The sequence below is a fragment of the Microbulbifer sp. MI-G genome (assembly GCF_030440425.1).
Taxonomy (GTDB): domain Bacteria; phylum Pseudomonadota; class Gammaproteobacteria; order Pseudomonadales; family Cellvibrionaceae; genus Microbulbifer; species Microbulbifer spongiae.
Map to the genome: position 1 here is coordinate 1,361,920 of NZ_CP098023.1, position 23,270 is coordinate 1,385,189.

General features: G+C 55.9%; 27 protein-coding genes and 4 tRNA genes. 24 read left to right on the forward strand and 7 right to left on the reverse strand.

The window, feature by feature from the left end; genetic code table 11:
• Positions 1–36 precede the first annotated feature (36 nt).
• A complete protein-coding gene (locus tag M8T91_RS05700; RefSeq protein ID WP_301417678.1) occupies positions 37–654 on the forward strand; it encodes a DUF502 domain-containing protein in 618 nt (205 codons plus the stop codon).
• On the opposite strand, the gene mnmC is transcribed toward M8T91_RS05700, so the two are convergent.
• The 4 genes from mnmC to M8T91_RS05720 all read right to left on the reverse strand — a co-directional run bounded on the left by mnmC (position 655) and on the right by M8T91_RS05720 (position 4,294).
• Positions 655–2,655, reverse strand: coding sequence for a bifunctional tRNA (5-methylaminomethyl-2-thiouridine)(34)-methyltransferase MnmC2/FAD-dependent 5-carboxymethylaminomethyl-2-thiouridine(34) oxidoreductase MnmC1 (gene mnmC / locus M8T91_RS05705; RefSeq protein WP_436970324.1), 2,001 nt, complete (start codon positions 2,653–2,655; stop codon positions 655–657).
• Between the two features lie 10 nt (positions 2,656–2,665).
• The gene (fldB, locus tag M8T91_RS05710) at positions 2,666–3,205 is read right to left on the reverse strand and encodes a flavodoxin FldB (protein ID WP_301417682.1); all 540 of its coding nucleotides are present in this window, start codon (positions 3,203–3,205) and stop codon (positions 2,666–2,668) included.
• Between the two features lie 13 nt (positions 3,206–3,218).
• On the reverse strand, positions 3,219–3,692 hold the full coding sequence (gene trmL / locus M8T91_RS05715; RefSeq protein WP_301417684.1) for a tRNA (uridine(34)/cytosine(34)/5-carboxymethylaminomethyluridine(34)-2'-O)-methyltransferase TrmL: 474 nt from the start codon (positions 3,690–3,692) through the stop codon (positions 3,219–3,221).
• A 71-nt stretch (positions 3,693–3,763) separates the two neighbouring features.
• The gene (locus tag M8T91_RS05720; RefSeq protein WP_301417686.1) at positions 3,764–4,294 is read right to left on the reverse strand and encodes a glycine cleavage system transcriptional repressor; all 531 of its coding nucleotides are present in this window, start codon (positions 4,292–4,294) and stop codon (positions 3,764–3,766) included.
• A 130-nt stretch (positions 4,295–4,424) separates the two neighbouring features.
• Here M8T91_RS05720 and M8T91_RS05725 point away from each other — a divergent pair, with 130 nt between their 5' ends.
• From M8T91_RS05725 to tusA, 5 genes are all read left to right on the forward strand, one after another.
• Positions 4,425–4,724, forward strand: coding sequence for an MTH1187 family thiamine-binding protein (locus M8T91_RS05725; RefSeq protein ID WP_301417688.1), 300 nt, complete (start codon positions 4,425–4,427; stop codon positions 4,722–4,724).
• Between the two features lie 22 nt (positions 4,725–4,746).
• On the forward strand, positions 4,747–5,559 hold the full coding sequence (locus M8T91_RS05730) for a class I SAM-dependent methyltransferase (protein WP_301417690.1): 813 nt from the start codon (positions 4,747–4,749) through the stop codon (positions 5,557–5,559).
• Positions 5,560–5,637: 78 nt separating this feature from the next.
• Positions 5,638–5,862 carry a YheU family protein gene (locus tag M8T91_RS05735; protein ID WP_301417692.1) on the forward strand — a complete coding sequence of 75 codons (225 nt, stop codon included), beginning with the start codon at positions 5,638–5,640 and terminating at the stop codon, positions 5,860–5,862.
• Complete coding sequence (locus tag M8T91_RS05740; protein ID WP_301417694.1) at positions 5,855–6,535, forward strand: alpha/beta family hydrolase; 681 nt, start codon at positions 5,855–5,857, stop codon at positions 6,533–6,535. Before M8T91_RS05735 ends, M8T91_RS05740 begins: the two co-directional genes overlap by 8 nt.
• 32 nt (positions 6,536–6,567) lie before the next feature.
• The gene (gene tusA / locus M8T91_RS05745; RefSeq protein WP_301419031.1) at positions 6,568–6,798 is read left to right on the forward strand and encodes a sulfurtransferase TusA; all 231 of its coding nucleotides are present in this window, start codon (positions 6,568–6,570) and stop codon (positions 6,796–6,798) included.
• A gap of 142 nt (positions 6,799–6,940) precedes the next feature.
• On the opposite strand, the gene M8T91_RS05750 is transcribed toward tusA, so the two are convergent.
• Positions 6,941–7,627, reverse strand: a complete 687-nt coding sequence (locus M8T91_RS05750; RefSeq protein ID WP_301417696.1) for a hypothetical protein — start codon at positions 7,625–7,627, stop codon at positions 6,941–6,943.
• A gap of 340 nt (positions 7,628–7,967) precedes the next feature.
• On the opposite strand from M8T91_RS05750, the gene M8T91_RS05755 reads away from it, so the two are divergent.
• The 5 genes from M8T91_RS05755 to M8T91_RS05775 are packed head-to-tail and all read left to right on the forward strand — an operon-like array spanning position 7,968 to position 12,646.
• On the forward strand, positions 7,968–8,504 hold the full coding sequence (locus M8T91_RS05755; RefSeq protein WP_301417698.1) for an elongation factor P hydroxylase: 537 nt from the start codon (positions 7,968–7,970) through the stop codon (positions 8,502–8,504).
• Positions 8,501–9,394, forward strand: a complete 894-nt coding sequence (locus M8T91_RS05760) for a 5'-3' exonuclease (RefSeq protein ID WP_301417700.1) — start codon at positions 8,501–8,503, stop codon at positions 9,392–9,394. Before M8T91_RS05755 ends, M8T91_RS05760 begins: the two co-directional genes overlap by 4 nt.
• Positions 9,391–10,563 carry a 4-phosphoerythronate dehydrogenase gene (locus M8T91_RS05765; RefSeq protein ID WP_301417702.1) on the forward strand — a complete coding sequence of 391 codons (1,173 nt, stop codon included), beginning with the start codon at positions 9,391–9,393 and terminating at the stop codon, positions 10,561–10,563. Before M8T91_RS05760 ends, M8T91_RS05765 begins: the two co-directional genes overlap by 4 nt.
• The gene (locus M8T91_RS05770) at positions 10,554–11,702 is read left to right on the forward strand and encodes an ATP-NAD kinase family protein (RefSeq protein WP_301417705.1); all 1,149 of its coding nucleotides are present in this window, start codon (positions 10,554–10,556) and stop codon (positions 11,700–11,702) included. The genes M8T91_RS05765 and M8T91_RS05770 overlap by 10 nt, the downstream gene beginning before the upstream one ends.
• Positions 11,703–11,704: 2 nt before the next feature.
• Positions 11,705–12,646, forward strand: a complete 942-nt coding sequence (locus M8T91_RS05775) for a class I SAM-dependent methyltransferase (RefSeq protein ID WP_301417707.1) — start codon at positions 11,705–11,707, stop codon at positions 12,644–12,646.
• Here M8T91_RS05775 and M8T91_RS05780 read toward each other — a convergent pair.
• Both M8T91_RS05780 and M8T91_RS05785 read right to left on the reverse strand, forming a co-directional pair.
• Positions 12,643–13,065 carry a hypothetical protein gene (locus M8T91_RS05780; protein WP_301417709.1) on the reverse strand — a complete coding sequence of 141 codons (423 nt, stop codon included), beginning with the start codon at positions 13,063–13,065 and terminating at the stop codon, positions 12,643–12,645. The genes M8T91_RS05775 and M8T91_RS05780 overlap by 4 nt on opposite strands.
• Complete coding sequence (locus M8T91_RS05785; protein WP_301417711.1) at positions 13,065–14,279, reverse strand: pyridoxal phosphate-dependent aminotransferase; 1,215 nt, start codon at positions 14,277–14,279, stop codon at positions 13,065–13,067. Before M8T91_RS05785 ends, M8T91_RS05780 begins: the two co-directional genes overlap by 1 nt.
• A gap of 127 nt (positions 14,280–14,406) precedes the next feature.
• On the opposite strand from M8T91_RS05785, the gene msrB reads away from it, so the two are divergent.
• The 13 genes from msrB to cyoD all read left to right on the forward strand — a co-directional run bounded on the left by msrB (position 14,407) and on the right by cyoD (position 23,256).
• Positions 14,407–14,820: a peptide-methionine (R)-S-oxide reductase MsrB gene (gene msrB, locus M8T91_RS05790; protein ID WP_301417713.1), complete on the forward strand. Its 414-nt coding sequence runs from the start codon at positions 14,407–14,409 to the stop codon at positions 14,818–14,820.
• Positions 14,817–15,626: a DUF1499 domain-containing protein gene (locus M8T91_RS05795; RefSeq protein ID WP_301417716.1), complete on the forward strand. Its 810-nt coding sequence runs from the start codon at positions 14,817–14,819 to the stop codon at positions 15,624–15,626. Before msrB ends, M8T91_RS05795 begins: the two co-directional genes overlap by 4 nt.
• A 128-nt stretch (positions 15,627–15,754) precedes the next feature.
• Positions 15,755–15,830: transfer RNA gene (locus M8T91_RS05800), tRNA-Glu, on the forward strand.
• A gap of 1 nt (position 15,831) precedes the next feature.
• Positions 15,832–15,907 (forward strand) — tRNA-Gly (locus M8T91_RS05805).
• A gap of 126 nt (positions 15,908–16,033) precedes the next feature.
• Positions 16,034–16,109, forward strand: a tRNA-Glu gene (locus tag M8T91_RS05810).
• A 39-nt stretch (positions 16,110–16,148) separates the two neighbouring features.
• Positions 16,149–16,224, forward strand: a tRNA-Gly gene (locus M8T91_RS05815).
• A gap of 185 nt (positions 16,225–16,409) precedes the next feature.
• Complete coding sequence (locus M8T91_RS05820) at positions 16,410–17,345, forward strand: ABC transporter ATP-binding protein (RefSeq protein WP_301417718.1); 936 nt, start codon at positions 16,410–16,412, stop codon at positions 17,343–17,345.
• Positions 17,342–18,115, forward strand: a complete 774-nt coding sequence (locus M8T91_RS05825; RefSeq protein WP_301417720.1) for an ABC transporter permease — start codon at positions 17,342–17,344, stop codon at positions 18,113–18,115. Before M8T91_RS05820 ends, M8T91_RS05825 begins: the two co-directional genes overlap by 4 nt.
• 8 nt (positions 18,116–18,123) lie before the next feature.
• Positions 18,124–18,954: an NADPH-dependent 7-cyano-7-deazaguanine reductase QueF gene (gene queF, locus M8T91_RS05830; protein ID WP_301417722.1), complete on the forward strand. Its 831-nt coding sequence runs from the start codon at positions 18,124–18,126 to the stop codon at positions 18,952–18,954.
• A gap of 241 nt (positions 18,955–19,195) precedes the next feature.
• The gene (locus tag M8T91_RS05835) at positions 19,196–20,230 is read left to right on the forward strand and encodes a cytochrome c oxidase subunit II (RefSeq protein ID WP_301417724.1); all 1,035 of its coding nucleotides are present in this window, start codon (positions 19,196–19,198) and stop codon (positions 20,228–20,230) included.
• Positions 20,227–22,302 (forward strand): cbb3-type cytochrome c oxidase subunit I, encoded by a 2,076-nt coding sequence (locus M8T91_RS05840; protein WP_301417726.1) that lies wholly within the window; start codon positions 20,227–20,229, stop codon positions 22,300–22,302. Before M8T91_RS05835 ends, M8T91_RS05840 begins: the two co-directional genes overlap by 4 nt.
• An 8-nt stretch (positions 22,303–22,310) precedes the next feature.
• Positions 22,311–22,943, forward strand: coding sequence for a cytochrome c oxidase subunit 3 (locus M8T91_RS05845; RefSeq protein ID WP_301417728.1), 633 nt, complete (start codon positions 22,311–22,313; stop codon positions 22,941–22,943).
• A complete protein-coding gene (gene cyoD / locus M8T91_RS05850) occupies positions 22,936–23,256 on the forward strand; it encodes a cytochrome o ubiquinol oxidase subunit IV (protein WP_301417730.1) in 321 nt (106 codons plus the stop codon). The genes M8T91_RS05845 and cyoD overlap by 8 nt, the downstream gene beginning before the upstream one ends.
• The last annotated feature ends 14 nt before the right edge of the window (positions 23,257–23,270 follow it).

Below are 23,270 nucleotides of genomic sequence, written 5' to 3' on the forward strand. Positions count from 1 at the left end.
CCATCTGAGAGTGAGAAATCGGTACATCAATAACCTATGACCAGAGTAAAAACCTTTGTTTCGTTGACCCTGCTGGGCGGTCTGGCGGTCGTGCTGCCCATTGCCATTTTTGCGCTGCTTTTCCAGTGGCTGTTTGGTCAAATCAGTGAAATTGTGGCACCGGCCGTTATCTGGCTGGAGGCCCACACCGAATTTAAGGATACCCTCGCACGGCTTGTGGTGATAGCGCTGATTTTGGGCGGTTGTTTCCTGATAGGTCTGCTGGTGAAAACCAGTATTGGCCACTGGTTGCACCGGCATGTGGACCACTGGCTGGGGCGCCTGGCACCGGGTTACAGCACCATCAGGGAGTTGGTGACGCAGTTTATTGGCGGTGGTGGCGAGGGTGTGCTGTCCGGGCCGGTTGCACGGGTGCGTATTCACGGGGTCCACAATCCCCTGTCGGTCACCGCCATCGTGACATCCCAACACGCCAGTGGGGATATGACTGTCTATGTGCCCACAGCACCTGTTCCCACTTCGGGCTTTGTCTTCCACGTGCCTGCTGACTGTGTGGAGATACTGCCGGGTGTGTCTGTGGAGAGGGCAATGAAAACAATTGTGGCCTGTGGCGCCGGCAGTGCCAGCCTGTTGGCGCCGGTACCCAAGACCTGATCACACGGTGATGGGAGCGCGGTTTTTACCCAGGTTGCGAATGGCAAAGCGTGCCGGGTGCAGTGCCCTGGCCAGCCGGGCGTTGACCGGTAGAGTCTCTCCCAGTAGCCAAGCAGTGAGCACTTCCGCGGCGAGCGGTGCATAGGTAAAGCCCCGGGAGCCCAGCCCGCCCATCACATACAAATTGCGCTGGTATTGGGCGGTTTGCTGGATCAGTTGTTTGCGATTTTTGCGCAGGCCCGCATAGGTGGTGTCAAGGGATGTCCAATTGGGCACCGGGCCGGCCACAGGCAGATAATCCGGTGTTGCGGCACGCAGGGCCGCGCGGCCACTGAGTGCCTGAGAGGAGAAATCCTTCGAAAGCTGCGGCAGCAGGGCAGCCAGAGTCTCCAGGTTTACCCGGTGCTCGCTATCGCGCAGGTTGATGGCAGTTTCCCTGAGTTTGAAGGAGGCCCCGAAACTTTGACTGCCCCGGTGTTCCGGGGTGATATAACCCTCGCTGCAGAGCGCGACCTTCAACTGGCGGGAGGTCGCTGTGGCTTTGGCCACGGATACCTGGCCGCGGATGGGGTTCAGGGGCAGGGGGGCGGATTGTGGGAAGCGGCAAATGTCCCTGGCGCCGCAGAGGATCACCGCATTGGCTTTAAATGTCTTTTCCACAGTGTACAGACACCAGCCGGAATTGCATTGTTCGAGGTGTTCTATCGAGGTGTCACAGTACAATTCGATATTGTCGTGTTGCAGCAGGGCTGCGCATACTTTTTGTGGTTCCAGCCAGCCCGCCTGGGGAAAATAAAGCCCGCTGACAGCCAGATTCACTCCCGCCAGCGCGCTCGCTTCAGCAGGTGTCACGGCGTGGGCCAGGGTCTGGTTGTTGTGTTTCGCGAGGGTCTCAGCAACCTGCTGTTGCAATCTTCGTTCTCGGTCTGTTTGAGCCAGTTGCAACAGGCCATTCAAGTGCACGACTTGCGCGCAGCGATTGCGGTAATAGCGCTGGGCAAACAACAGGGCGTGCAGGTTGAAGTCGCCGTTGGGGCTGGGTTTGGGAGACAGCTTTGCATAGAGAATGCCCTGGCCGTTGCCGGAGCCACCGCTGCCAGGGGTTGCCCCCTGTTCAAAAACCCGAACCCGCACACCGCGCTCCGCCAGTGCCCTGGCAACTGTGGCGCCTGAAATTCCAGCGCCGATAACGGCTGCGGTCTGTGGCCACTTCGGCATCTCTGGGGGCAGATACCAAGGGGTTGCTGTAGTCTGGCTTCTCGAGGCCCTGTGCAGTGCGCCACACAGCATCTCCCGCTTGCGCGCGAAACCGGGCACTTTGCGCCAGATAAAGCCCGCATCGCGCAGGCCGTGCCTGACTGGCCTGGCGCAGGTGAAGGTGGCAAAGGTGGCACCGGGCCTGCTCAGGGTCGCGATGCTTGCAAACAGCGATGGGGTCCACATCTCCGGGTTTTTCGCCGGGGCAAATCCGTCCAGAAACCAGGCATCTACCTGCCGGTCGCGCTGCTCCTGTTGCAGGCACAGGCCCCGCAGGGCTTCGCTGGCTTCACCGATCACCAGAGTCAAGCTCACCTGGCCGAATTGCAGTCGGTGCGCACCCGGGACAAGGAGGGCGGGATAGTTGTCCAGCAGAAGCTGGGAAAGGGGTTGCAACTGGGGCCACAGGACCAGGGCCCTGCGCAGATCCTGTAGGCGCAGGGGGCATTTCTCAACGGAGAAGAAATGCAGTTGTGCGCTTTGGGGCGCGGTTTTTTGCCAGAGTGCCCAGGCGGCGAGAAAATTCAAGCCAGTACCAAAGCCGGTCTCGCCGATGGTGAAACGCTCGCTATCACCGAGGTCCGCCCAGCGCGCTGCCAGGGCATTGTGCTGCAGAAAGACATGGTGGGCTTCTTCCAGTCCTGAGGCGGTGGAGAAATAGACATCGCCATAGGTACGGGACAGGGGCTGGCCATTTTCACTCCACTCGATCTGTGCATAGTGGTGACTGGGTTCGTGCAACACTGGACTCCTATCAGGCCTCTTCCCGCAAACCAAACTCGCGCATTACCTGGGCGCACCAGTGCTGGATACGCGCTTCGCTGAGGTCAGATGCGTTTTCCTCGTCCAGGGCGAGGCCCACAAATTGGCTGCCGTCCGGTGTTAGCCCCTTGGACTGCTCGAAGGCATAGTCTTGCGCAGGCCAGTAGCCCAGGGGACGGGCGCCACAGGCTACCAATTGGGCGTGCAGGTAACCCAGTGCATCCTGAAACCACTGGGGATAGCCTTCCTGGTCGCCGAGGCCGAACAGGGCCACGGCCTTGCCATTTAGATCCAGGGCAGCCAACTCGTCCCAGATATTCTCCCAGTCCTCCTGCAGCTCGCCATAGTCCCAGGTGGGAATACCAAACAGCAGGAAATCGTAATCCTCCGCAAGGGTGATATCTGCCTCGGCCACATTGTGCAGGTCTACCCACTGTGGCCCGATACACTGGCGGATTTTTTCCGCAGCCATTTCGGTGTAGCAGGTACTGGAGCCGTAAAACAGTCCTATAGGGGCTTGGACGCTTTGCATAACTACAGGATACTCACCAACGGGCGACGGCGCCGCTGAAGCTCTGCTGACGCCAGGCCTCGTAAATAACGATGGCGGCGGCGTTGGACAGATTGATACTGCGGCTTTCGGCGCGCATGGGGATACGCAGGGTGTTTTGTGCACCGACAGCCTGCAGAAATGCTGCGGGCAGACCGCGTGTTTCGGGGCCGAAGACGATGGCGTCTCCACGCTGGTATTCCACGGCGGAGTGGCAGCGACTGCCCTTGGTAGAGAGTGCCAGTACCCGTACGGGCTGTTCACTATCGATAAAGGCCTGCCAGTCCCGGTGGCGTACTACAGGGCTGTACTCGCTGTAATCGAGCCCGGCACGGCGTAGGCGCTTGTCGTCCATATGGAAGCCGAGAGGCTCAATCAGGTGCAGTTCGGCACCGGTATTGGCACAGAGCCGGATAATATTGCCGGTGTTGGGGGCTATTTCCGGTTGGTATAGAACAATCTTGAACATTGGCTGGGGGCCGCCCTCACCGGCTCGGGGCGGGAGTACCCGGCCTTGTACGGGTGCGAATTATCCCATAATTAACGGGCAGTGGCGATCTCTTCGCAGTCGATCTCCACCCCCAGTTCGATGGCAATTTGATCGAGTTCATCGCGCAGCCCGTCAAAATCCGGTTCTTTGGTCACACTGATCCTGCACTCGGCACAAAACAGCGGCTCGCCACTCCAGGGGGTACTGCTGTAGGTGGTCTCCAATTGTTCCATATTGATGTGGCGGGCGGTAAGGGCGCGAGAGATCTCGCGCACTATACCCGGGCGGTCATTGCCCACCAGTTTGAGAGTCAATGTCTGTCGGGATGGGGCAATGACAGCGACAGCATCCTCGATCACCAAGTTGTATCCTTCCTGGGCCAAATCGGCGAGGGCGTTTCTCAGACACCGGCTTTTTTCCATGGGGATGGCAACGCGCAGAATGCCGGCAAATTTTCCAGCAAAGTGTGCCATATGGCTGTCTTCCCAGTTGCCACCGTTATCTGCTATGACCGCAGAGAGCGTTTCCACAACACCGGGCCTGTCGTCGCAGATCATGGAGATAACCAGATGGTGTTGCATACCGGGTTTCCTTGCTTTACTCAAGACATGTAGACTGGATTGTAATAGGATTTCGTCGGATAACCCTATCGTTCAATCTCAAAGTCATTATCCACACCCGTCGAAAGGGGTAATTTAGGAAGGGCTGCCGATGAAAGTGATTGCCGATTTGTGTGTTATTCCCCTGGGAGTGGGGCTGTCTGTTAGCGCATATGTGGCAGAGTGCGAAAGAGTGTTGGCAGAAGCCGGGCTCACCCATGAACTGCATGCGTACGGTACCAATATCGAAGGAGAGTGGGATGCGGTAATGGCTGCAGTTAAGATGTGCCACGAACGGGTGCATGCAATGGGCGCCGAACGCATCAGCACCAGCCTGAAGTTGGGAACCCGTTTGGACCGCAACCAGTCTTTACAAGATAAAATCGACAGCGTGCGGTCGAAGCTGGATTAACGAGAACAAAACAGGAGCGATTATGACGATCAATATTAAGAAATCCCTGCTGGCCCTGGCCGGCGCACTGGTCCTGTCCGGAGGCGCCCAGGCTGCAGATCTGGATTCTGTGGTTAAGGGAGATCACCGCAGCGAGGAAACCAGCGCACGGGATCAGTACCGCCATCCGGTGGAAACCCTGAAATTTATAGGGATAAAACCGGAGATGACGGTGGTTGAAATTACTCCTGGAGGCGGCTGGTACACAGAAATTCTTGGCCCCTATCTCAGCGAGAAGGGCAAGCTCTACGCGGCGCATTTTCCCGAAGACAGTGAGTCTGACTATTACCAGCGCTCTCTGAAACGTTTCAAGGAGAAGCTGGCTTCCGATGAAAAAGCCTATAAACGTATTGTAGTTACGGAGTTCTCCCCGCAGACTGGGCGCGAGATAGCACCCGCCGCCAGTGCCGATGCGGTAGTGACTTTCCGCAATGTGCACAATTGGATGTACCGCGGCTACGAAGACAAGGCCTTTGCCAGTTTCTTTGCCGCCCTCAAGCCCGGCGGTGTGTTGGGTGTGGTGGAGCACCGTGCTAAACCCGGTACCAGCATGGAGGAAATGATCAAAAGCGGTTATGTCACCCAGGACTATGTGATTGCAGTGGCCAAAAAGGCGGGTTTTGAGCTGGAAGAAAGCAGTGAGGTCAACGCCAATCCGAAGGATACGGCCCGGCATCCAAAGGGGGTCTGGACCCTGCCACCGTCCCTGCGCCTGGGGGATGAGGATAAGGAAAAGTATCTGGCCATCGGGGAAAGTGATCGTATGACCCTGCGTTTTCGCAAGCCGAAACCCTGAGTGCCCATTGTTTTGTGGCACTGGCTAGTGGCTGGGGCGTGATGCTGGTCGCGTCCGCCCCGCCCGATTTGTTTTTGTATGCTTATCCCCTTTGAACAGCTCAATCCCGCCACGCTGCAAAGTCTCCTGGAAGAGTATGCCACCCGCGAAGGCACTGATTACGGTGAGCGCGAGGTAGCGCTGTCGGAAAAGGTATCGAGCCTGCGACGCCAGTTACAGTCCGGTGAGGTGGTCATCTGGTTCGATGCGGATGAGGCGTCTGTGAACCTGGTACTGGCTCGGGACCTGCCCCAAGATGTCTGAGTACTTGATAAACCGCCCCAAGGCGCCCCGCGCGCGCTTCCTGTGTGCCCACGGTGCTGGTGCCCCCATGGACAGTCGGTTTATGCAGGTGCTGGCCCAGGGGTTGTGTGCTCTGGGGATTGAAGTGATTCGTTTCGAGTTCCCCTATATGGCCCAGCGCCGCACCGGCGGGAGCCGGCGCCCGCCCAATACCATGCCTCAACTGTTGCACTGTTTCGGCGCGCAGATAGCCCGGCAACTGGACGATTTGCCCTTGTATATTGGTGGCAAGTCCATGGGGGGCAGGGTTGCGAGTCTGATTGCCGATGAGAGTTTTGAGAAGGGCTTAATCGCCGGTTTGGTATGTCTGGGCTACCCGTTCCACCCCAGGGGGAAACCGGAAAAGCTGCGTACACAGCATCTGGCTGGTATTTCCTGTCCAATGCTTATTGTACAAGGAGACCGGGACCCTCTGGGTAGCTGTGCCGAAGTGGCGGGCTACGAATTGTCACATGCCGTTGAGATCGCGTGGCTGGAAGATGGAGACCACGACTTTAAGCCCCGTCGCGCCAGTGGATTGACCCAGGCCCGGCATTGGCAGTCGGCACAGGCGGTCGTGGCGCAGTTTATGCTCCGCTCCAGAGGGTCGCAAGCCACCGCTTCCTGTATCGGCGGGCCTGGAGCGCGCAGGTGACCGCGCCCGTTAAATTGCGCACAATGGATGCTATGAAGTCAGATCACACCCTCGATACCCGCGGCCTGCTGTGCCCAGAGCCGCTGATGTTATTGCATTCGGCGGTGCGTGATGTCGCCGATGGGGAGGTATTGAAAATGCTTGCCACCGACCCTTCCACCCAGCGGGATGTCCCCAAATTCTGTCAGTTTCTCGGCTATGAGCTGCTTCAACAAGCCGGGGAAAACGACGAGTTCGTATATTGGATCAAAAAGGCGGAATAGCTGGTCAGAAACGTCCGCTATGAAACCCGCAAGACCCATGACAGGTCAGTAGCAAAGCGCCTGGGGAGTGCGGCCGGTCGCAAGCCGGCCACACAAAGATGGATTTAGATAATCTCGACCTGTTGGTCGATTAAGTGGGCTATTATGGCGCTGTGACCAGTGCAGCAATAGCCGCCAATGCCTCCGGGTCTTCGGATTTGATCTTGTTGGCGATATGGTGCTGAAAGAAGTAGCGAAAGCCCTCGCTCTGTTGTGCCGGGTACAGGCAGTGGTCACCCGGCAGTACCGGGGTAGTTTCAACGATATCGTGGTCAATCAGCATACCGAGAATCACGCCATCGGCGTGCAGGCGCCAACTGATGACTTCTATCAGTGTCAGGTTCTCTCTGTCCTCGTCCATAAACACCGCATGGGTGCCGATACTATCGGGGATCTCCTGCAGTACCTCTTCGGTCTTGTTGCTCTCGTATTCAAAGTACTCCGCCGCAGTCTCCAACTCGACGATTTTGTGGATCGGGGGCTGATGGAAAATCTCTTCAATGCCGGGGTCATAGTAACCCTTAAAACACCCGTCCAGAGGGTCCTGGATATCAGGGCAGGCCACTATGGAGTTTAACCAGGGAACGAGGCCCACGACCTCGCCATTGGCTTTGAGTCCCCAGCACAGAATCTTCAAACTATAGAGATCCTTTCCGCTGGCGTTGTTGGAGTAGAGCATTTCCAAGCCGTCGAGTTCCGGAGAAAGACGAATAAAGCGCCTTTCTGCCGAATTGCCGATCGGCTTGCCGGTGAAGAGGTCAACCACATTGTTGCAGCAGTGGTCTGTCATGGAGCACCTCCTGGCAGGGCCGGTTGGATACCGCCTCCCCCAGATACTGCTGCGACTGCGAATGCATTGTCACTGAGGGGAGACCGGAGAAGAGGGGGAGTTGGAATACATTAATTCCCCTCTTAAGGGATCCGCAACAAGCTTTGCCTTTGGCGACATCCCTGCCAATAAAGGTATATGGTGATCTGAGGAAATACAACCAGGGCGATGGATCTGCTCTGTGGCAGCATCCCCTTGATTGCCGCGCAGGCGTTGATATAGTCCCCACTTTTGTGGTGCCCTGGAGAACACCTTGCCCGTTCAGAACCCGGAAATAGCTCCAGTTTCTATGACTCAGCCAATGGCTGCTCGCATCACCTTAGTATTTGATTGCTGTTTTGCCGACCCAAAAGGGTTCAATACCCGACTTTGCGGCGGCTTTTTAGAGCCCTACTACCGACCTGCCGAGAGAAATCAGCGATACCACCAAGTAGAGTTTACCCTGGATTATGCTGCCAGCGCCCTGCATGAGGCAGCACATTGGTGCCTGGCCGGAGAGGTTCGCCGCCGGCTGCCAGACTATGGTTACTGGTATTTACCCGATGGGCGCAGTGCCGAGCAGCAGGCGGCGTTCGAGGAAGTCGAGGTAGAGCCCCAGGCCCTGGAGTGGATCTTTGCCCGGGCCTGTGGTCTCGGATTCCGGGTGAGTAGTGACAATCTTCACAGTGACCTGGGTCCCAGCGACAGTTTCAAGGCAGCGATCTGGAGGCGGGTGCGGGAATACTGCAAAAAGGGGGTCAACGCCCGTGCGCGGGCCTTTGCCCGGGCCCTGGCTTGTGCGTTTGAGCAGCCCGACCCGTTTTGCGCCGAAATCTACCAACTGGCGGATTTATCGTGAGCAGTTATCTGATCGATGCGCCAATTCATATATTCCGCTATTACTTTGCCCTACCGCCCCACTGGCACAGTCGTAGCGGCTATGCCACCGAAGCGGTTTACGGTTTTACCAATCTGCTGTTGGACATGCTGGCGCGGCGTCCGCGCCATATTGCCTGTGCATTTGATGAATCCTTGGGAAGTTGCTTTCGCAATGCACTCTACCCGACTTATAAGTGCAGCCGCGCCTTGCCCGATGCTGCCCTCGCCTACCAACTGGCGGCCTGCCGGGAGATGGCGGAGGCGCTGGGTATCGCCAGCTTCGCCAGTGAACGCTACGAGGCGGATGATATCCTCGCCACCCTGACCCGCAAACTGCGCAGGTATGCTCCGGTTATTGTGAGTCGCGACAAGGACCTGGGTCAATTGCTGGCCCGCGGAGCCTCGTCCCTGTGGGATCTAGTGGCAGATCGGCGTTTGGACAGCGAGGCCCTGGAGCAGAGGTTTGGTGTGCGCCCGGGGCAGATTGCCGATTACCTGGCCCTCGTGGGGGATAGGGGGGACGATATTCCCGGTATCCCCGGGCTTGGCCCGAAAACCGCGTCCTGTCTGTTGCGAGAGTTCGAAGATATTGAAGCCCTGCTGGCACAGCTCGACAGGGTGGCCGCCCTGCCGTTGCGCGGTGCCAAGGGGACTGCTGCGCGTCTTGAGCAGTATGCGGACCAGTTGCGCTTGGCTAAACGTCTGACCTGCCTGGAGGAGAATATGGCGCTGGATATCAATCCGGGGCAATTGCGCCCCCAGTCTGTCGACCTGTACCTGGCGCTCGCCCTGGCAGGGGAATTCGGCATTTCCGACCTTGGCGGAAAAATGATGCGTATCCTTGGGTGTGCGCATGGAGAGTCTGAATGAATAACACCGCTGTAGAGACCCCCGGATTGAGGATCGTCGCCGATGAAAATATTCCAGCACTGGAGCGGTTCTTCGGGGATCTCGGCACCCTGCGGCGCTGTCCCGGTCGCACCCTGAGCCGGGAGCAGTTGTCCGGGGCGGATATCCTGCTGGTGCGCTCCGTGACCGAAGTGAATCAGAGCCTCTTGCAGGGCACCCCGGTGCGCTTTGTAGGCAGCTGCACCATCGGCACAGACCATCTGGATATTCCGTGGTTGGAGCGCAATGGCATTCACTGGAGTGCGGCACCTGGCTGTAATGCCAATGCCGTGGTGGAGTATGTATTTTGTGCCCTGGCCGCTCTGGAGGTCGATTGGCGTGGGCGCAGTTTCGGTATTGTGGGGTGCGGCAATGTGGGCGGTTTATTGCAAAAGCGTCTGCATGCCCTGGGTGCCTCCTGTGCGGTATATGACCCCTGGCTGCCGGATAACCCGGATTCTGCCCCACTGGCCCAGGTACTGGGGCGGGATATTGTGTGTTTGCACGCGCCCCTGGTCAAAGGCGGGCGCTATCCCAGCCTGCATATGATCGGGCCGGAGCAGCTGTCGCATATCCGCGATGGTGCCGTGCTGATCAGTGCCGGGCGCGGTGCGGTGCTGGACAGCCGTGCGCTGCTGCAACGGCTCAAGCGGAAACCGTGCTTTCGAACGGTGTTGGATGTGTGGGAAAACGAGCCGGAGATCGATACCGAGCTGTTGCAACGGGTGGATTTGGCCACGCCGCATATTGCCGGTTACAGTGACGACGGCAAGCTGGCCGGAACCCGCCAGGTTCGCGAGGGGTTGTCCGCTTTGATGGATCTTGCACTTCCCCCAATGGCTCCAGAAACCTCAGGCAATAGCGCCACTATCCGGATTGTGCCGGGAAATGCGAGGAGTGGTGAGGCTGACCTAGGGGCAGGGCAGGGAGGGGCAATGGCCGATCTACTGCTGCAGATGTACGATCCGCGCGTCGATGACCGCCGCCTGCGCGAAGCGGCGTCCGACACTGAGCCCATGGCGCAGGGATTTGATCGGCTGCGTCGGGAGTACCCCAAGCGTCTGGAGTTTTGTCACTACACAGCCCCGGCGGAGGTATTGAACGAAGAAGAATTGCAACAACTGGCAGTATTGGGTTTGATGTGCAAATAGATAAGCAGGTGAAAAAACTCGGTTTGATTATTAACCCCTGGGCAGGCATTGGTGGCCCGGCGGGGCTGAAGGGCAGTGATGGTACCGAGACAGTTGAACGGGCCCTGGCTTCGGGTAGTAAACCCCAGTCCCACTTGCGTGCGAGGATTGCCCTGGAGGCTCTGACGCCCTATCGCGGACAGTTGGAACTACTGTGTTTTGCCGGCGAGATGGGAGAGGACACCGCCCGTGCGCTGGGTTTTTCTGTGCGTATCCTGGGAGCTGCGGAATCCACCCCCTCCACGTCTGCGGATACCGAACGGGCAGCCGTTGCTATCCGTGATGCCGGTGCCGACCTGATTGTGTTTGTCGGCGGTGACGGCACTGCACGCGATATCGTCAACGCCCTCGGAGAACATTTCCCGGTATTGGGTATTCCCGCCGGCGTCAAGATGCATTCGGCATGTTTTGCCATCTCTCCCAAAGCCGGGGGTGAAGTATTGCGGCGCTTGATGGCAGGGCAGCTGGTGGATCTATGTGAGTGTGAAGTGCGGGATATCGACGAACAGTCTTTTCGCCGGGGGCGCGTGCGCACCCGCTACTACGGCGAACTGCTGGTACCTCGGGAGGGCCATTTTTTACAGGCGGTAAAGAATGCCGGGCGCGAAGTAGAGGCACTGGCGGTGGCGGATATCGCCGCCGACATTCTTGAGGCACTGGACCCGCAAACACTGTATATCGTCGGCCCGGGCTCCACTACTTTGGCGATTTTGACTGCACTGGGCTGTCAGGGCACTTTGCTGGGAGTGGATCTGCTGCTGCAGGGCACTTTGAAACAGGCAGATGTCAGCGCACCTCAGATTGAAGCGGCCATGGCACTGCACAATGGCCCGGTAAACATTATTCTCACCGCTATTGGCGGGCAGGGTCATTTGCTTGGCCGTGGCAACCAGCAGTTTTCCCCGAGTATTCTGCAAGCAGTGGGACGCGATCACTTGATGGTGGTGGCCACCAAAAGCAAAATTTCCGAACTGGGTGGTCGGCCCCTGCTGATGGATAGTGGCGACCCCGAACTGGATTGGCAGTGGTCGGGTTTTATCCGGGTTGTGACTGGTTACCGGGATGCGATCCTCTATCCCCTGAGCAATGGGGCACTCTGAGCATGCTGTCTGCGGTGTGGGGGCCATTACTCGAGCAGGTTGCGAATAAGTTAGCCGGGGGCGACGGGGATAGCCGGCGGCTATTCCATGGCCGTGGCCGCAGCTACGCGGGTCTGGAGCAGGTCAGTGTAGACAGTTTTTTTCCGGTAATACTGGTCACTTTTTTTGAGCCACACCGGGGCGAAACGGCGTTGTGTGAGGAATTGTGGCGATTGGCGCAGCCTAGCGGTTATCGGGGTGTCGCCGTACAACGGCGCTATCTGGCCGGGGTTTCGGTGGACTGGGTGTGCGGTGTGGCGGTAGCGACGCCGATGGCGCGACGTGGCGGGTTGAAATTTCCCCTCACTTTCGAGCGGCAGAATGTGGGTTTCTTTCTCGACATAGAGCCGGGTCGAATCTGGCTGGAGGAGCAGATACGTTTTCGCACCGGACAGAAGCCGGTGAAAATGCTTAATTTGTTTGCCTTTACCTGTGTTTTCTCTGCAGTGGCCCGCTCGGCAGGGAATATTGACATTGTGAATGTGGATGTGAACCGCGGCGTGTTGAAACGCGGGCGCGAGAATCACGTGATCAATGGCCTGCCCCTGGAGGGCATCCAGTTTCTGCCGCTGGATGCGCTGCGCCAGTTCAAGCGCTTTGATCGGCGCGGTCCCTTCCAACTGGGGGTGGTGGACCCCCCCACACGCCAGAAAGGGCGCTTTGATGTGATCCATAACTACGCAAAACTGCTGCAGCAATTGCCCGCCTGCCTTGCGGAGGAGGCGGATCTGTTGATGGTAATCAATTCCCCGCGCTACAGTGAGGCCCGCTTTCGCGAATTGATTCTCGAGGCCGATATGGGGTATGCAGTGGCCGCGCGTCTGCCACAGAATCCCGACTTCCCGGATCGGGATGCGGATGCAGCATTAAAGATGCTGCACGTAAAATACCGCCGCCGGCATTAGTGGTCACACAGGCTGCCTCGGGATGCGGCGAACTCCCGCATCAGGTGCTCCATCAGCGCCTGCAGTTCCGCGGATGAACCGCTGCGCACGGCGCTGTTGAGCAATTGTGCGTTGCTCTGCCCCGGCTCGGCCTGAGTGTTGATTAACAGCAAAAAGCCCCTGTGACTCAGCACTGCATTTTCCATCGCTTCCTGGCCCAGCAGTTGGGCAAAGTCGATGTAGCCACTTTGTTTTAGCCATGTCATTGCCCCCAGGCAGGCGAGATGGTGCGGCGAGTGTAGTCCGAATGCGTCAGGAGTATCGGGTCCGGCGATATCCTCTACATAAAGGGTGGCCGGTACAGGGAACTGGTCAAACAACGCCAGCAGGATTCTGCCAGTGTGGCGATAAAAATCGTGAATATGTAAGTCGTCTAACATCAGCGGGAATATCGTTCCAGAAAATACCCCAGGCGCTCGATGGCGTGGCAGAGATCGTCGGCCTGGGGCAGGAAGACGATGCGCAAATGATCCGGTGCATCCCAATGGAAAGCGGTCCCCTGGACCAGCAGGATTTTTTCCTGGCGCAGAAATTCGAGCACCAGGTGCTCATCATTGTCAATCTTGTGGTGATCCAGATGGAGTTTGGGGAATAGGTAAATCGCGCCACTGGGTTTGACGCAGCTGACTCCGGGAATTTCTTTGAGCATGTGGTAGGCCAGATCGCGCTGTTGGCGCAGGCGTCCGCCGGGCAGCACCAGATCGTTGATACTCTGATAGCCCCCAAGCGCGGTTTGCACCGCAAACATGGCCGGAACGTTACTGCATAGCCGCATGGAAGCCAGTATGTCCACACCGCTGATGAATCCCTCGGCCCGGTGTTTGGTGCCACTGATCACCATCCAGCCGGAGCGGAAACCGGCCAGTCGATAGGATTTGGACAGGCCGTTGAAACTCAGGCAGAGCACATCTTGGGCCAGTTTGGCCATGGGAATAAACTCCGCACCGTCATAGAGAATTTTGCTGTAGATCTCATCGGCAAAGATCACCAGATTGTGGCTGCGTGCGATTTCGACGATATCTTCCAGCAGTGCCCGCGGGTAGATGGCGCCGGTGGGGTTGTTGGGATTGATGACTACGATGCCGCGTGTACGCGGCGTGATCCTGGACTTGATATCCTCGATATCCGGCAGCCAACCGGAACCCTCGTCGCAGCGGTACAACACCGGGTTGGCGCCGGTCAAATTGGTTGCCGCCATCCACAGAGGGTAGTTGGGCATGGGCAGCAAGAGTTCATCACCGTTATTGAGCAGTGCCTGGGTGGCGATGGAAATCAGTTCGGAGACGCCATTACCCAGGTAGATGTCGTTTATATCAACTCCTTGGATACCCAGGGTCTGACACTCCTGCATAATGGCCTTGCGTGCAGCAAACAGCCCCTTGGATTCCACATAGCCCTGAGCGTGGGTGAGGTTGAGAATTACGTCCTGGATGATCTCATCCGGTGCATCGAAGCCGAAAGGGGCGGGATTGCCGATATTCAGTTTGAGTATGCGGTGGCCTTCCTCTTCCATGCGGTGGGCCTGTTCCATCACCGGGCCGCGGATCTCATAGCAGACGCCGTGCAGTTTGTCAGATTTGTGGATGTCCTTCATAGTGGTTCGGCAGCCCTGTAGCCTGGCAGGAGCCGCCCTGGTCCGCGAGCGAGCTGCGCAAAAGCCGGGAAGTCCACTAGCGGTCGGCACCGCTCCTGCGGGAACTGGTTATTACGGGTAACAGAGTATGTCAAAACAAAAAGACGATAACTACTGGCGCGATAAGCTGACAGATGAAGAGTTTGAAGTCTGCCGCAAAGGTGGGACAGAGGCGCCCTTTAGCGGAGAGTATTGGGATGTGTTTGACCGGGGTGTCTATCGCTGCCGCTGTTGTGGCGAAGTGTTGTTTGACTCTGGAGCAAAGTTTGAGAGTCAATGCGGCTGGCCCAGTTTCGATGCAGAGGCGAGCCGGGGCATCATCAGAGAGCTGCCCGATAACAGTTTTGGTATGCTCAGGGTGGAGATTCGCTGTCGCAACTGCGACAGCCATTTGGGGCATGTATTTAACGATGGTCCCACCGACACCGGCTTGCGTTACTGCGTGAATTCCCTGTCGGTAACACTTGATAAAGACAATGGTGAGAAAGGAGGTGAGGAGTGACACACTGGCACTGGAGTCGCGTTCTGCTCTGGACGCAATGGGTTCTGCTCACGGCCATTGTTTTCGCAGGGTTAGCGCTGAGGTTCGAGCTGCTGCACTTTGGTGTTGTCTTCAAGGTATTCACCTATGCCGGGGCAGGGGCGCTGGCGATTGCACTGGCCAGCCTGTTTGTCTTTGTCTGGGGTGTGCGCAGTCACAACGTCCGCGCCCGCAGCAATGCCCTGTGGTCGGTCTTATTGGGACTGTTGCCGGTGGCGGTGCCCTTGATGACGGTGGGCAAGGACAACTTCAGCGTACCGCGAATTCACGATATCAGCACAGATACCCGCAATCCGCCCCAGTACCGCGCAATTCTGGCCCTGCGTAAGAAAGGGGATAATAGTGCCGAGTATGGGGGAGAATCTGTGGCCCGCCTGCAGCGCGGCGTTGATGTCTACGCGGATATCATCCCTCTGCACGTCCACTTGCCCGTGACTCGCACGACGGAGCTGGCGGGAGAGGTGGCGACGGATCTGGGCTGGAAACTCGTGTCCTATCAGCCAGAGCGCGGTCATCTGGAGGCCGTGGCTAGAACGCGGTTGTTGGGGTTTACGGATGACATTGTGGTGCGGGTGCAGGCAGAGGACGATGGGGGTTCTCGGGTGGATGTGCGCTCCAGCTCCCGTGTGGGCGTCAGTGATTTGGGTGCCAATGCGAAGCGTATCCGCGTATTTCTCGAGGCGTTACACCTCCGGGCTAAAAGTGTGCCCAGCAATGCTTCAATCCGTCCCAAGAGCCGGTCAACTGGAATCCGTTGGGTTGGGTAAGTGCCTGACAATAAAAGAAAAAAAAATTAGCGGGGATATTGACAGCACTCCGGGTGGTGCATAGAATGCGCCCCACTTCTGACGCGGAGCTACACTGTGGAGCGCTGCAGCAGCACAAGTAAATCTGGGTCCCCATCGTCTAGAGGCCTAGGACACCGCCCTTTCACGGCGGTAACAGGGGTTCGACTCCCCTTGGGGATGCCATGCGGGAATAGCTCAGTTGGTAGAGCGCAACCTTGCCAAGGTTGAGGTCGCCGGTTCGAACCCGGTTTCCCGCTCCAATTCAATAAGTTACTCTGCCGGGTGGTGTCTAGATCCTGTCCGCAGAATAAGACCACCGATTGTTTGCTGGCAGTGCCAAAGGCAGTGTGGCAGCGCGAGAACCGCAGGTGGTAGAGCAGGTTTTTGTCCCCATCGTCTAGAGGCCTAGGACACCGCCCTTTCACGGCGGTAACAGGGGTTCGACTCCCCTTGGGGATGCCAATAGGGCCCGGCAGCCGAGCTGCCGGGCCAATCCAAAATGCGGGAATAGCTCAGTTGGTAGAGCGCAACCTTGCCAAGGTTGAGGTCGCCGGTTCGAACCCGGTTTCCCGCTCCAAAGAAAAAGCCGCTTGCTCGATTGGCGTTTTCGTTTTCCAATATATTGCCTGTTAGTCTGTCTATTTCGCTGGTGCGCTTCGGTTTGCAACTGCTCGGCGGGTTTTTAGGGTCAACTCCCTGCCCTGTGCTTGAAATTATCCAGGTAAGCCCGTTGAATGGCGCTTTCAGCGACAGGAGTGAAAGATGACCGCGGCGCTCTCCATCCAAAACTTGCAAAAGACCTATGAAAACGGGTTTCAGGCTCTAAAAGACATCAGCTTTGCGGTACAGCCGGGGGATTTTTTTGCTTTGTTAGGTCCCAATGGCGCGGGTAAGTCCACTATCATCGGCATTATTTGCTCGCTGGTGCGCAAGACGGCAGGGAGTGTTTCAATTTTTGGGATTGATACCGATAGCAATTTTCCTGCTGCCAAGCGTTTGCTGGGTGTGGTACCCCAGGAATTTAATTTCAGCCAGTTTGAAAAGGTCTCCGACATCTTAATGACTCAGGGGGGCTTTTACGGGATGCCGCGCAAATTGGCTGGGGAGCGCTCTGAAAAATACTTGAAGCAGTTAGACCTTTGGGACAAGCGCGGCACCCAGGCGCGTATGTTATCAGGGGGAATGAAGCGCCGGTTGATGATAGCGCGGGCACTGATTCATGAACCGAAGCTGCTGATTCTCGATGAACCGACTGCCGGGGTGGATATTGAGTTGCGCCGCTCCATGTGGCGCTTTTTGGAGAGGATCAACGCGCAGGGCACCACAATCATCCTCACAACCCACTATCTGGAGGAAGCGGAAAGCCTGTGTCGCAATATTGCCATCATCGACAAGGGAATTATTGTTGAAAATACGTCAATCAAGTCTCTGTTGAAAACACTCAACCGTGAGAGGTTTATTCTAGATTGCAATGCCTACCTGGAGAAGGCGCCGGTGTTGTTGGAATTTGAATGCCGCCTGTTGGATAGTCACTCCCTGGAAGTCACGGTAGAGAAGGGTCAGTCGTTGACCGAGCTTTTCGCTGCACTCAAGACACAGGGTGTCACTGTGACCAGTATGCGCAACCGCGCCAATCGCCTGGAGGAATTATTTCTCTCCATGTTGTCCGAGGAAAAAATGGAGGGGCTGGACCAGTGAGCGGCAAGTTGATCTGGATATCATTCAGCACCGTTTTGCGTCGCGAGCTGCGTCGCTTTATCCGTATATGGCCGCAAACACTGGTGCCGCCAGTCATCACCATGTCGCTGTACTTCGTCATTTTTGGTTCCCTGATTGGCAGCCGGATCGGCAACATGGATGGCTATCCCTATATGGAGTTCGTGGTGCCGGGGTTGATTATGATGTCGGTGATTACTAATTCCTACGCGAATGTGGCTTCCTCTTTTTACAGTGCCAAGTTCCAGCGCAGTGTTGAGGAACTTCTGGTGTCGCCCACACCCAATTGGGCGGTGATGGCTGGCTATGTATTTGGGGGCGTAGCGCGGGGTTTAATGGTCGGCCTGATAGTTACCCTGGTGGCGGTTTTTTTCACTTCACTAAGTGTGAAGCATCTGGCCGTCACCGCGGCTATTGTACTGTTGGCCGCAGTACTGTTTTCCCTGGCTGGATTTATCAATGCTATCTATGCCAACAGTTTTGATGCCATTTCTATTATCCCCACCTTTGTACTGACCCCGCTCACTTATTTGGGGGGGGTCTTCTACTCCATTGACCTGCTCTCCCCATTTTGGCAGGGACTGTCAAAACTGAATCCGATTCTGTATATGGTGAATTCCTTCCGTTTCGGGATTTTGGGCGTCTCCGATATCAATGTGGTTTGGGCTTTCGTTGGGGTTCTGGTATTTATTGCCTTGCTTGTGAGCTGGGGTCTCTACCTGATGAGCCATGGCAAGCGTTTGCGGCACTGAGGCTGAGTATGAGCAGAAAAGACTGGCACAATCTCCCTCTGGGTCGGGAGACCAATTATGAATCCACTTACAATCCACAGTTGCTGCATCCAATCCAGCGCTCTGTTTCTCGCGCCCAGCTGGGGTTGCCCCACGGTGCCCTGCCGTTTTTTGGGGTGGACGAGTGGTGGGCATTTGAACTTTCATGGCTGAATCCCAGGGGTAAGCCCCAGGTGGCAGTGGCACGCTTCAGTTTTCCGGCAGAGAGTCCCCACATGGTGGAGTCCAAATCCCTCAAACTGTATCTGAACGCGTTTAATCAGAGCAGGTTTGAATCCTGGCGCCTGGTACAGGATACTCTGGCACGGGATTTGAGCGCCACCGCTCTGACGAATGTGGGCGTCACCCTGGTAGATGTGGAGGATAGGGCCCTGGCGGTGGAAAAGCCCTGTGGCTATTGCCTGGATCATCTGGATATTGAAGTAGAGCAATACCAGCCGGATTCGGCACTGCTTGCCCTGGATAAGCGCGAGGAGGACGTGAGCGAAACACTTTATAGTCATCTGCTGCGTACTAACTGCCCGGTTACCGGCCAACCGGACTGGGCCACAGTCGTGGTGGAGTACAAGGGACCAGCACTCGAGCGTGAGGCGCTGCTGGCCTATATCATTTCCTTTCGCGAACACCAGGATTTCCACGAGCACTGTGTAGAGCGCATATTTTGTGATCTCCAGCAGCTGGCGGATTTTTCTGAGTTAACGATCTGTGCCCGCTATACTCGCCGTGGGGGTCTGGATATTAACCCGCTGCGCTCTACGTGTATCGAGAAACATTTGCCACCACGATTTCCCCGACAGTAGTCCTTCGTTTCTTTCAGGTTTGGCTCACAGGTGTTCAGCTGGCGGACAAGCGTGCCCCGATCAGCTATTCTGGTCTGGTGAGACGGTTTGCCAAACTCATCACTCTTGAAATAACGCTTCAACTGCACCGAATTGCTTGTGTTCAAGGGAGCTTATAGACCGTTGGTGGCTGTTTTTATGTCACATGGACCTGGCAATCTGTCTGATTGACAGGGAAAGAATATCTTCGGCGGACTTTACCATGGACTGGAAAGTTGAAGCGCCTACGGGATTTTTGCAGCTGAGTAACCGGGCGCCGGTGTGGGGCTTCTTCCATTTGCCCGGACCCACGTTTGTATTGTTGCTGTTACTACCTTGCTTATTGAGCCCCGCTCAAACCTTTGCAGCCGAGACTTTTCTGGTGCCTCTAGGGCCTATCGCTCAGGAACAGAAAACACATTTTCTGTGGGTTATAGCCCTGACTATGGTGGCGGTCTTTCCGGTGTTTATCCTGTTGCCGGTGATACTGATCAAGTACCGCCGCAAGAAAGGGCGCGGTATCTATGCGCCTAAGTGGGAGTCTTACGGTCCGCTGGAGCTGATGATGTGGGGTGTCCCTTTTATGGTGATATTGGTCCTGTCTTCCATGCTCTGGCGCGCCACCAGCCGCTTAGATCCCTACCAGGCGGTTGAAGGGGTTCTACCGCCTATACAGATGCAGGTGGTGGGGCTGGACTGGAAATGGCTTTTCATCTACCCCGACCTGGGTATCGCAACAGTTGGGGAGATGGTGATCCCGGTTAATACCCCGGTATCCATGATCTTGACCAGCGATACGGTAATGCAGTCATTTCTGATCGCCGCTCTCGCTGGACAAATCTATGTCATGCCGGGTATGACCACCAAGCTCAATTTTATTGCTTCGAAGATTGGGGAAACCGAGGGGGAAAACACCCAGTTCACGGGAAAGGGATTTGCCGATCAAAAATTTGAAGTGTTGGTGAGGAGCGAAGAGGATTTCCAAGCCTGGTCGCAACAGGTGCGCGCTGTAGGTATTGAACTAGATACCGCTACCTATCACCGTTTGGCTGAGCGATCAACTCGTCGCAAGGCGCATAGTGAATTGGCCACGACGCAAATGCCTGCCAGGGCCATTTATTTTACCCTGTCCAATAAACAGCTTTTCCGGGATATTGTGATGCGCTATCACTCTGGTAAACCGCTCAGTATTGAGGAGCAGCCCGGTACGGAAAAATTTGGCCGGGGCGGGGATGCTGTAAGGGATACGCAGCCATGAATAGTGTCGATCACGGCTGGCTGGGAAAATTGAACTGGGATTCAATCGTTTTCAGCAGCTTCCTGCACAATCCCTCGGTGAGTGAGGCTGTTGCCAGCGCCGCCGGTAGTATTGTCATTTTTGCCACACTCGCCACGCTTGGATTGATGACCTGGTATCGGGTCTGGGGCACTCTCTGGTCCGAATGGTTGACCAGTACGGATCATAAAAAAATTGGCATCATGTATATAGTGTTTGCTTTGGTGATGCTGGCTCGCGGTCTGCTGGAAGGCATGGTGATGCGGGCGCAACAGGCCGCAGCACCAGACGGATTTCTCTATGCGGACCACTTTGCCCAGTTGTTTAGTACCCATGGCACCATTATGGTGTTTTTCGTAGCCGTTCCATTCCTAGTGGGTATTATCAACTATGTGATGCCACTTCAAATTGGTGCCCGCGATGTCGCTTTTCCGGTATTAAACCAGCTCAGCCTGGCAGTCACGGTGTCATCGGGCCTGTTAATGATGGTATCTCTGGTGGTGGGTGAATTTTCCACCGGTGGCTGGTCCGCTTATCCGCCCTACACCGGGGCGGATTTCAGCCCCGGAGTTGGCCCGGACTATTGGATCTGGGCTATCGTATTTTCCGGAGCAGGCACCACCCTTACAGGAATTAATTTCACTGTGACCATCTTGAAATGTCGCTGCCCCGGGATGCGGCCTTTTCGTATGCCAATGTTCTGCTGGACGGCGTTGTGCTCTTCTATTTTGATGATTTTTGCCCTGCCACCACTCAGTGTGGCAGCACTGATGCTGGGCCTGGATCGATATCTGGATTTTCATTTTTTCACCAACGATCTCGGTGGAAATATGATGAATTATGCCAATCTGTTTTGGCTCTTCGGGCATCCAGAGGTCTACCTGCTTGTGTTGCCTGCTTACGGTGTGTTTTCGGAAGTCTTCTCTACTTTTTCCGCAAAGAGACTTTACGGGTATAAATCTCTGGTTTTTGCTACAGCAAGTATTGCAGTATTGAGCTTTACTGTGTGGTTGCACCACTTTTTTACCATGGGGCAGAGCCCCACGATCAATATCGTTTTCGGTATTGCGACTATGCTGATTGCGGTACCCACCGGTGTTAAAGTCTATGATTGGATGGCGACTATGTACCGGGGGCGGATTCGCTTTACAGCCCCGATGATTTACGCCATTGGATTTCTGATTTTGTTTGTGATTGGAGGTTTGACGGGCGTCATCCTGGCTAATCCAACTGTGGATTTCCAAGTGCATAATACTTTGTTTCTGGTGGCGCATTTCCACAATGTACTGATTCCCGGTGTGTTGTTTGGTCTTCTCGCCGGATACAATTACTGGTTTCCGAAAGCGTTCGGATTCCGTCTCAATGACAAGTTGGGGCGGCTGTCAGCATTTCTTTGGATTGCCGGTTTTATGATGACCTTTTTTCCTCTGTACGGAGCCGGGCTGCTCGGCATGCCGCGGCGCTCCTTCAGTTATATGGACCTGACCTTCAAACCTTTTATGGTCGTGGCCTTTATTGGTGCGATGGTGATTCTCGCTGCACTAATTACTATTGTGGTGCAATTGATCGTGAGCGTGCGCAACAGAAATCAAAACCGGGTGCCCGTGGGTGACCCTTGGGACGGCCGCTCTCTGGAATGGTCGATTCCGGCACCGGCGCCATCCTATAATTTTGCTCAATTGCCTCGGGTAACGGAACGGGATGCATTTACCGAGGCTAAAGAACAGGGATACGCCTATCAGCCACCAAAAGTATATCGAGATATTGAGCTTCCGAAAAACAATCCTCTGGGCTTTATTCTGTGTGTGGCCAGTGGCGTCCTGATGTTTGCTTTGGTTTGGTATATATGGTGGCTGGCCCTGGTCTCTGCGTTGGTGATACTTAGCGCAGTGATCGCTTCCTCTTTTCGCTGGGAATCCGAGCGGGTTATTCTGGCAAGCGAGCTCCAGTCAGATACGGAACGATGGTTGGGATTGGTGAAACGGAGCCAGGCGGTGGACAGGGACCTGGAAAATACCCCGCAAAACACAGGTTATGCCAAGTTGGAGCATTAGACCAATAGATGGAAGTAACTACTGCAGTCAATAGCCCGAGCACGAACCCGGGAGATACTCCAGGGGCGTTGCACAAAGACCCGGATGTAGTCATCTTCGGGTTTTGGGTTTTTATGATGAGCGATCTGATTTTTTTCGGGGTCGTCTTCGCCATTTATATCACTATGATCGGTGCCACGGCCGGGGGGCCCGGTCCGAAGGAATTGTTCGATTTTGGCAGCTTGTTTGCTCAAACCATGTTGCTGCTTACCAGCAGCCTTACGGTGGGTATTGCCACTGTTACCATGAAACACCAGCGTAGCCAAACCAGTTTTTTATTCTGGGTGGTGGTGACCCTGGTTCTGGGACTCGGCTTTCTGGCTTTGGAACTCTACGATTTTTCGGGAATGGCCGCAAAAGGGGGGGTACCACAGCGTAGTGGTTATCTGTCCGCCTTTTTTGGTCTTGTGCCCCTGCACGGGCTACATGTCACTTTCGGGTGCCTGTGGATGCTGGTGCTGATTGCCCAGATATGGCGCGTGGGAATGGTGGATATCATAAAGCTGCGTTTTTTGCGCCTGGCACTGTTTTGGCATTTTCTGGACTTGATCTGGATCGGGATCTTTTCGGTAGTCTATTTTGGCGGGTGGGTATATGGCTGAAAAATCCGGGTTTGCAACCCATTTGCGTGCCTATCTGACAGGTTATGTATTGTCTGTAGTGTTAACACTCGCCGCCTTCGCAGCAGTGCTCTCTGCCGGTCCGGATAATAAGCGTGTTTTGTTGCTGGTAGGGTTGCTGGGGGTGGCACAGCTGGTTGTGCAGCTCAAATACTTCCTGCATGCCACTACGCAAAAAGAACAGCGTGAAAATCTGGCGCTGGTACTGTTCTCAACTCTGATCCTGCTAATTATTGTTCTGGGTACAGTGTGGATTATGGGCAACTTGGCTGTGCGCATGCATACAGCCCTTTAAAAACCAAATTGCAA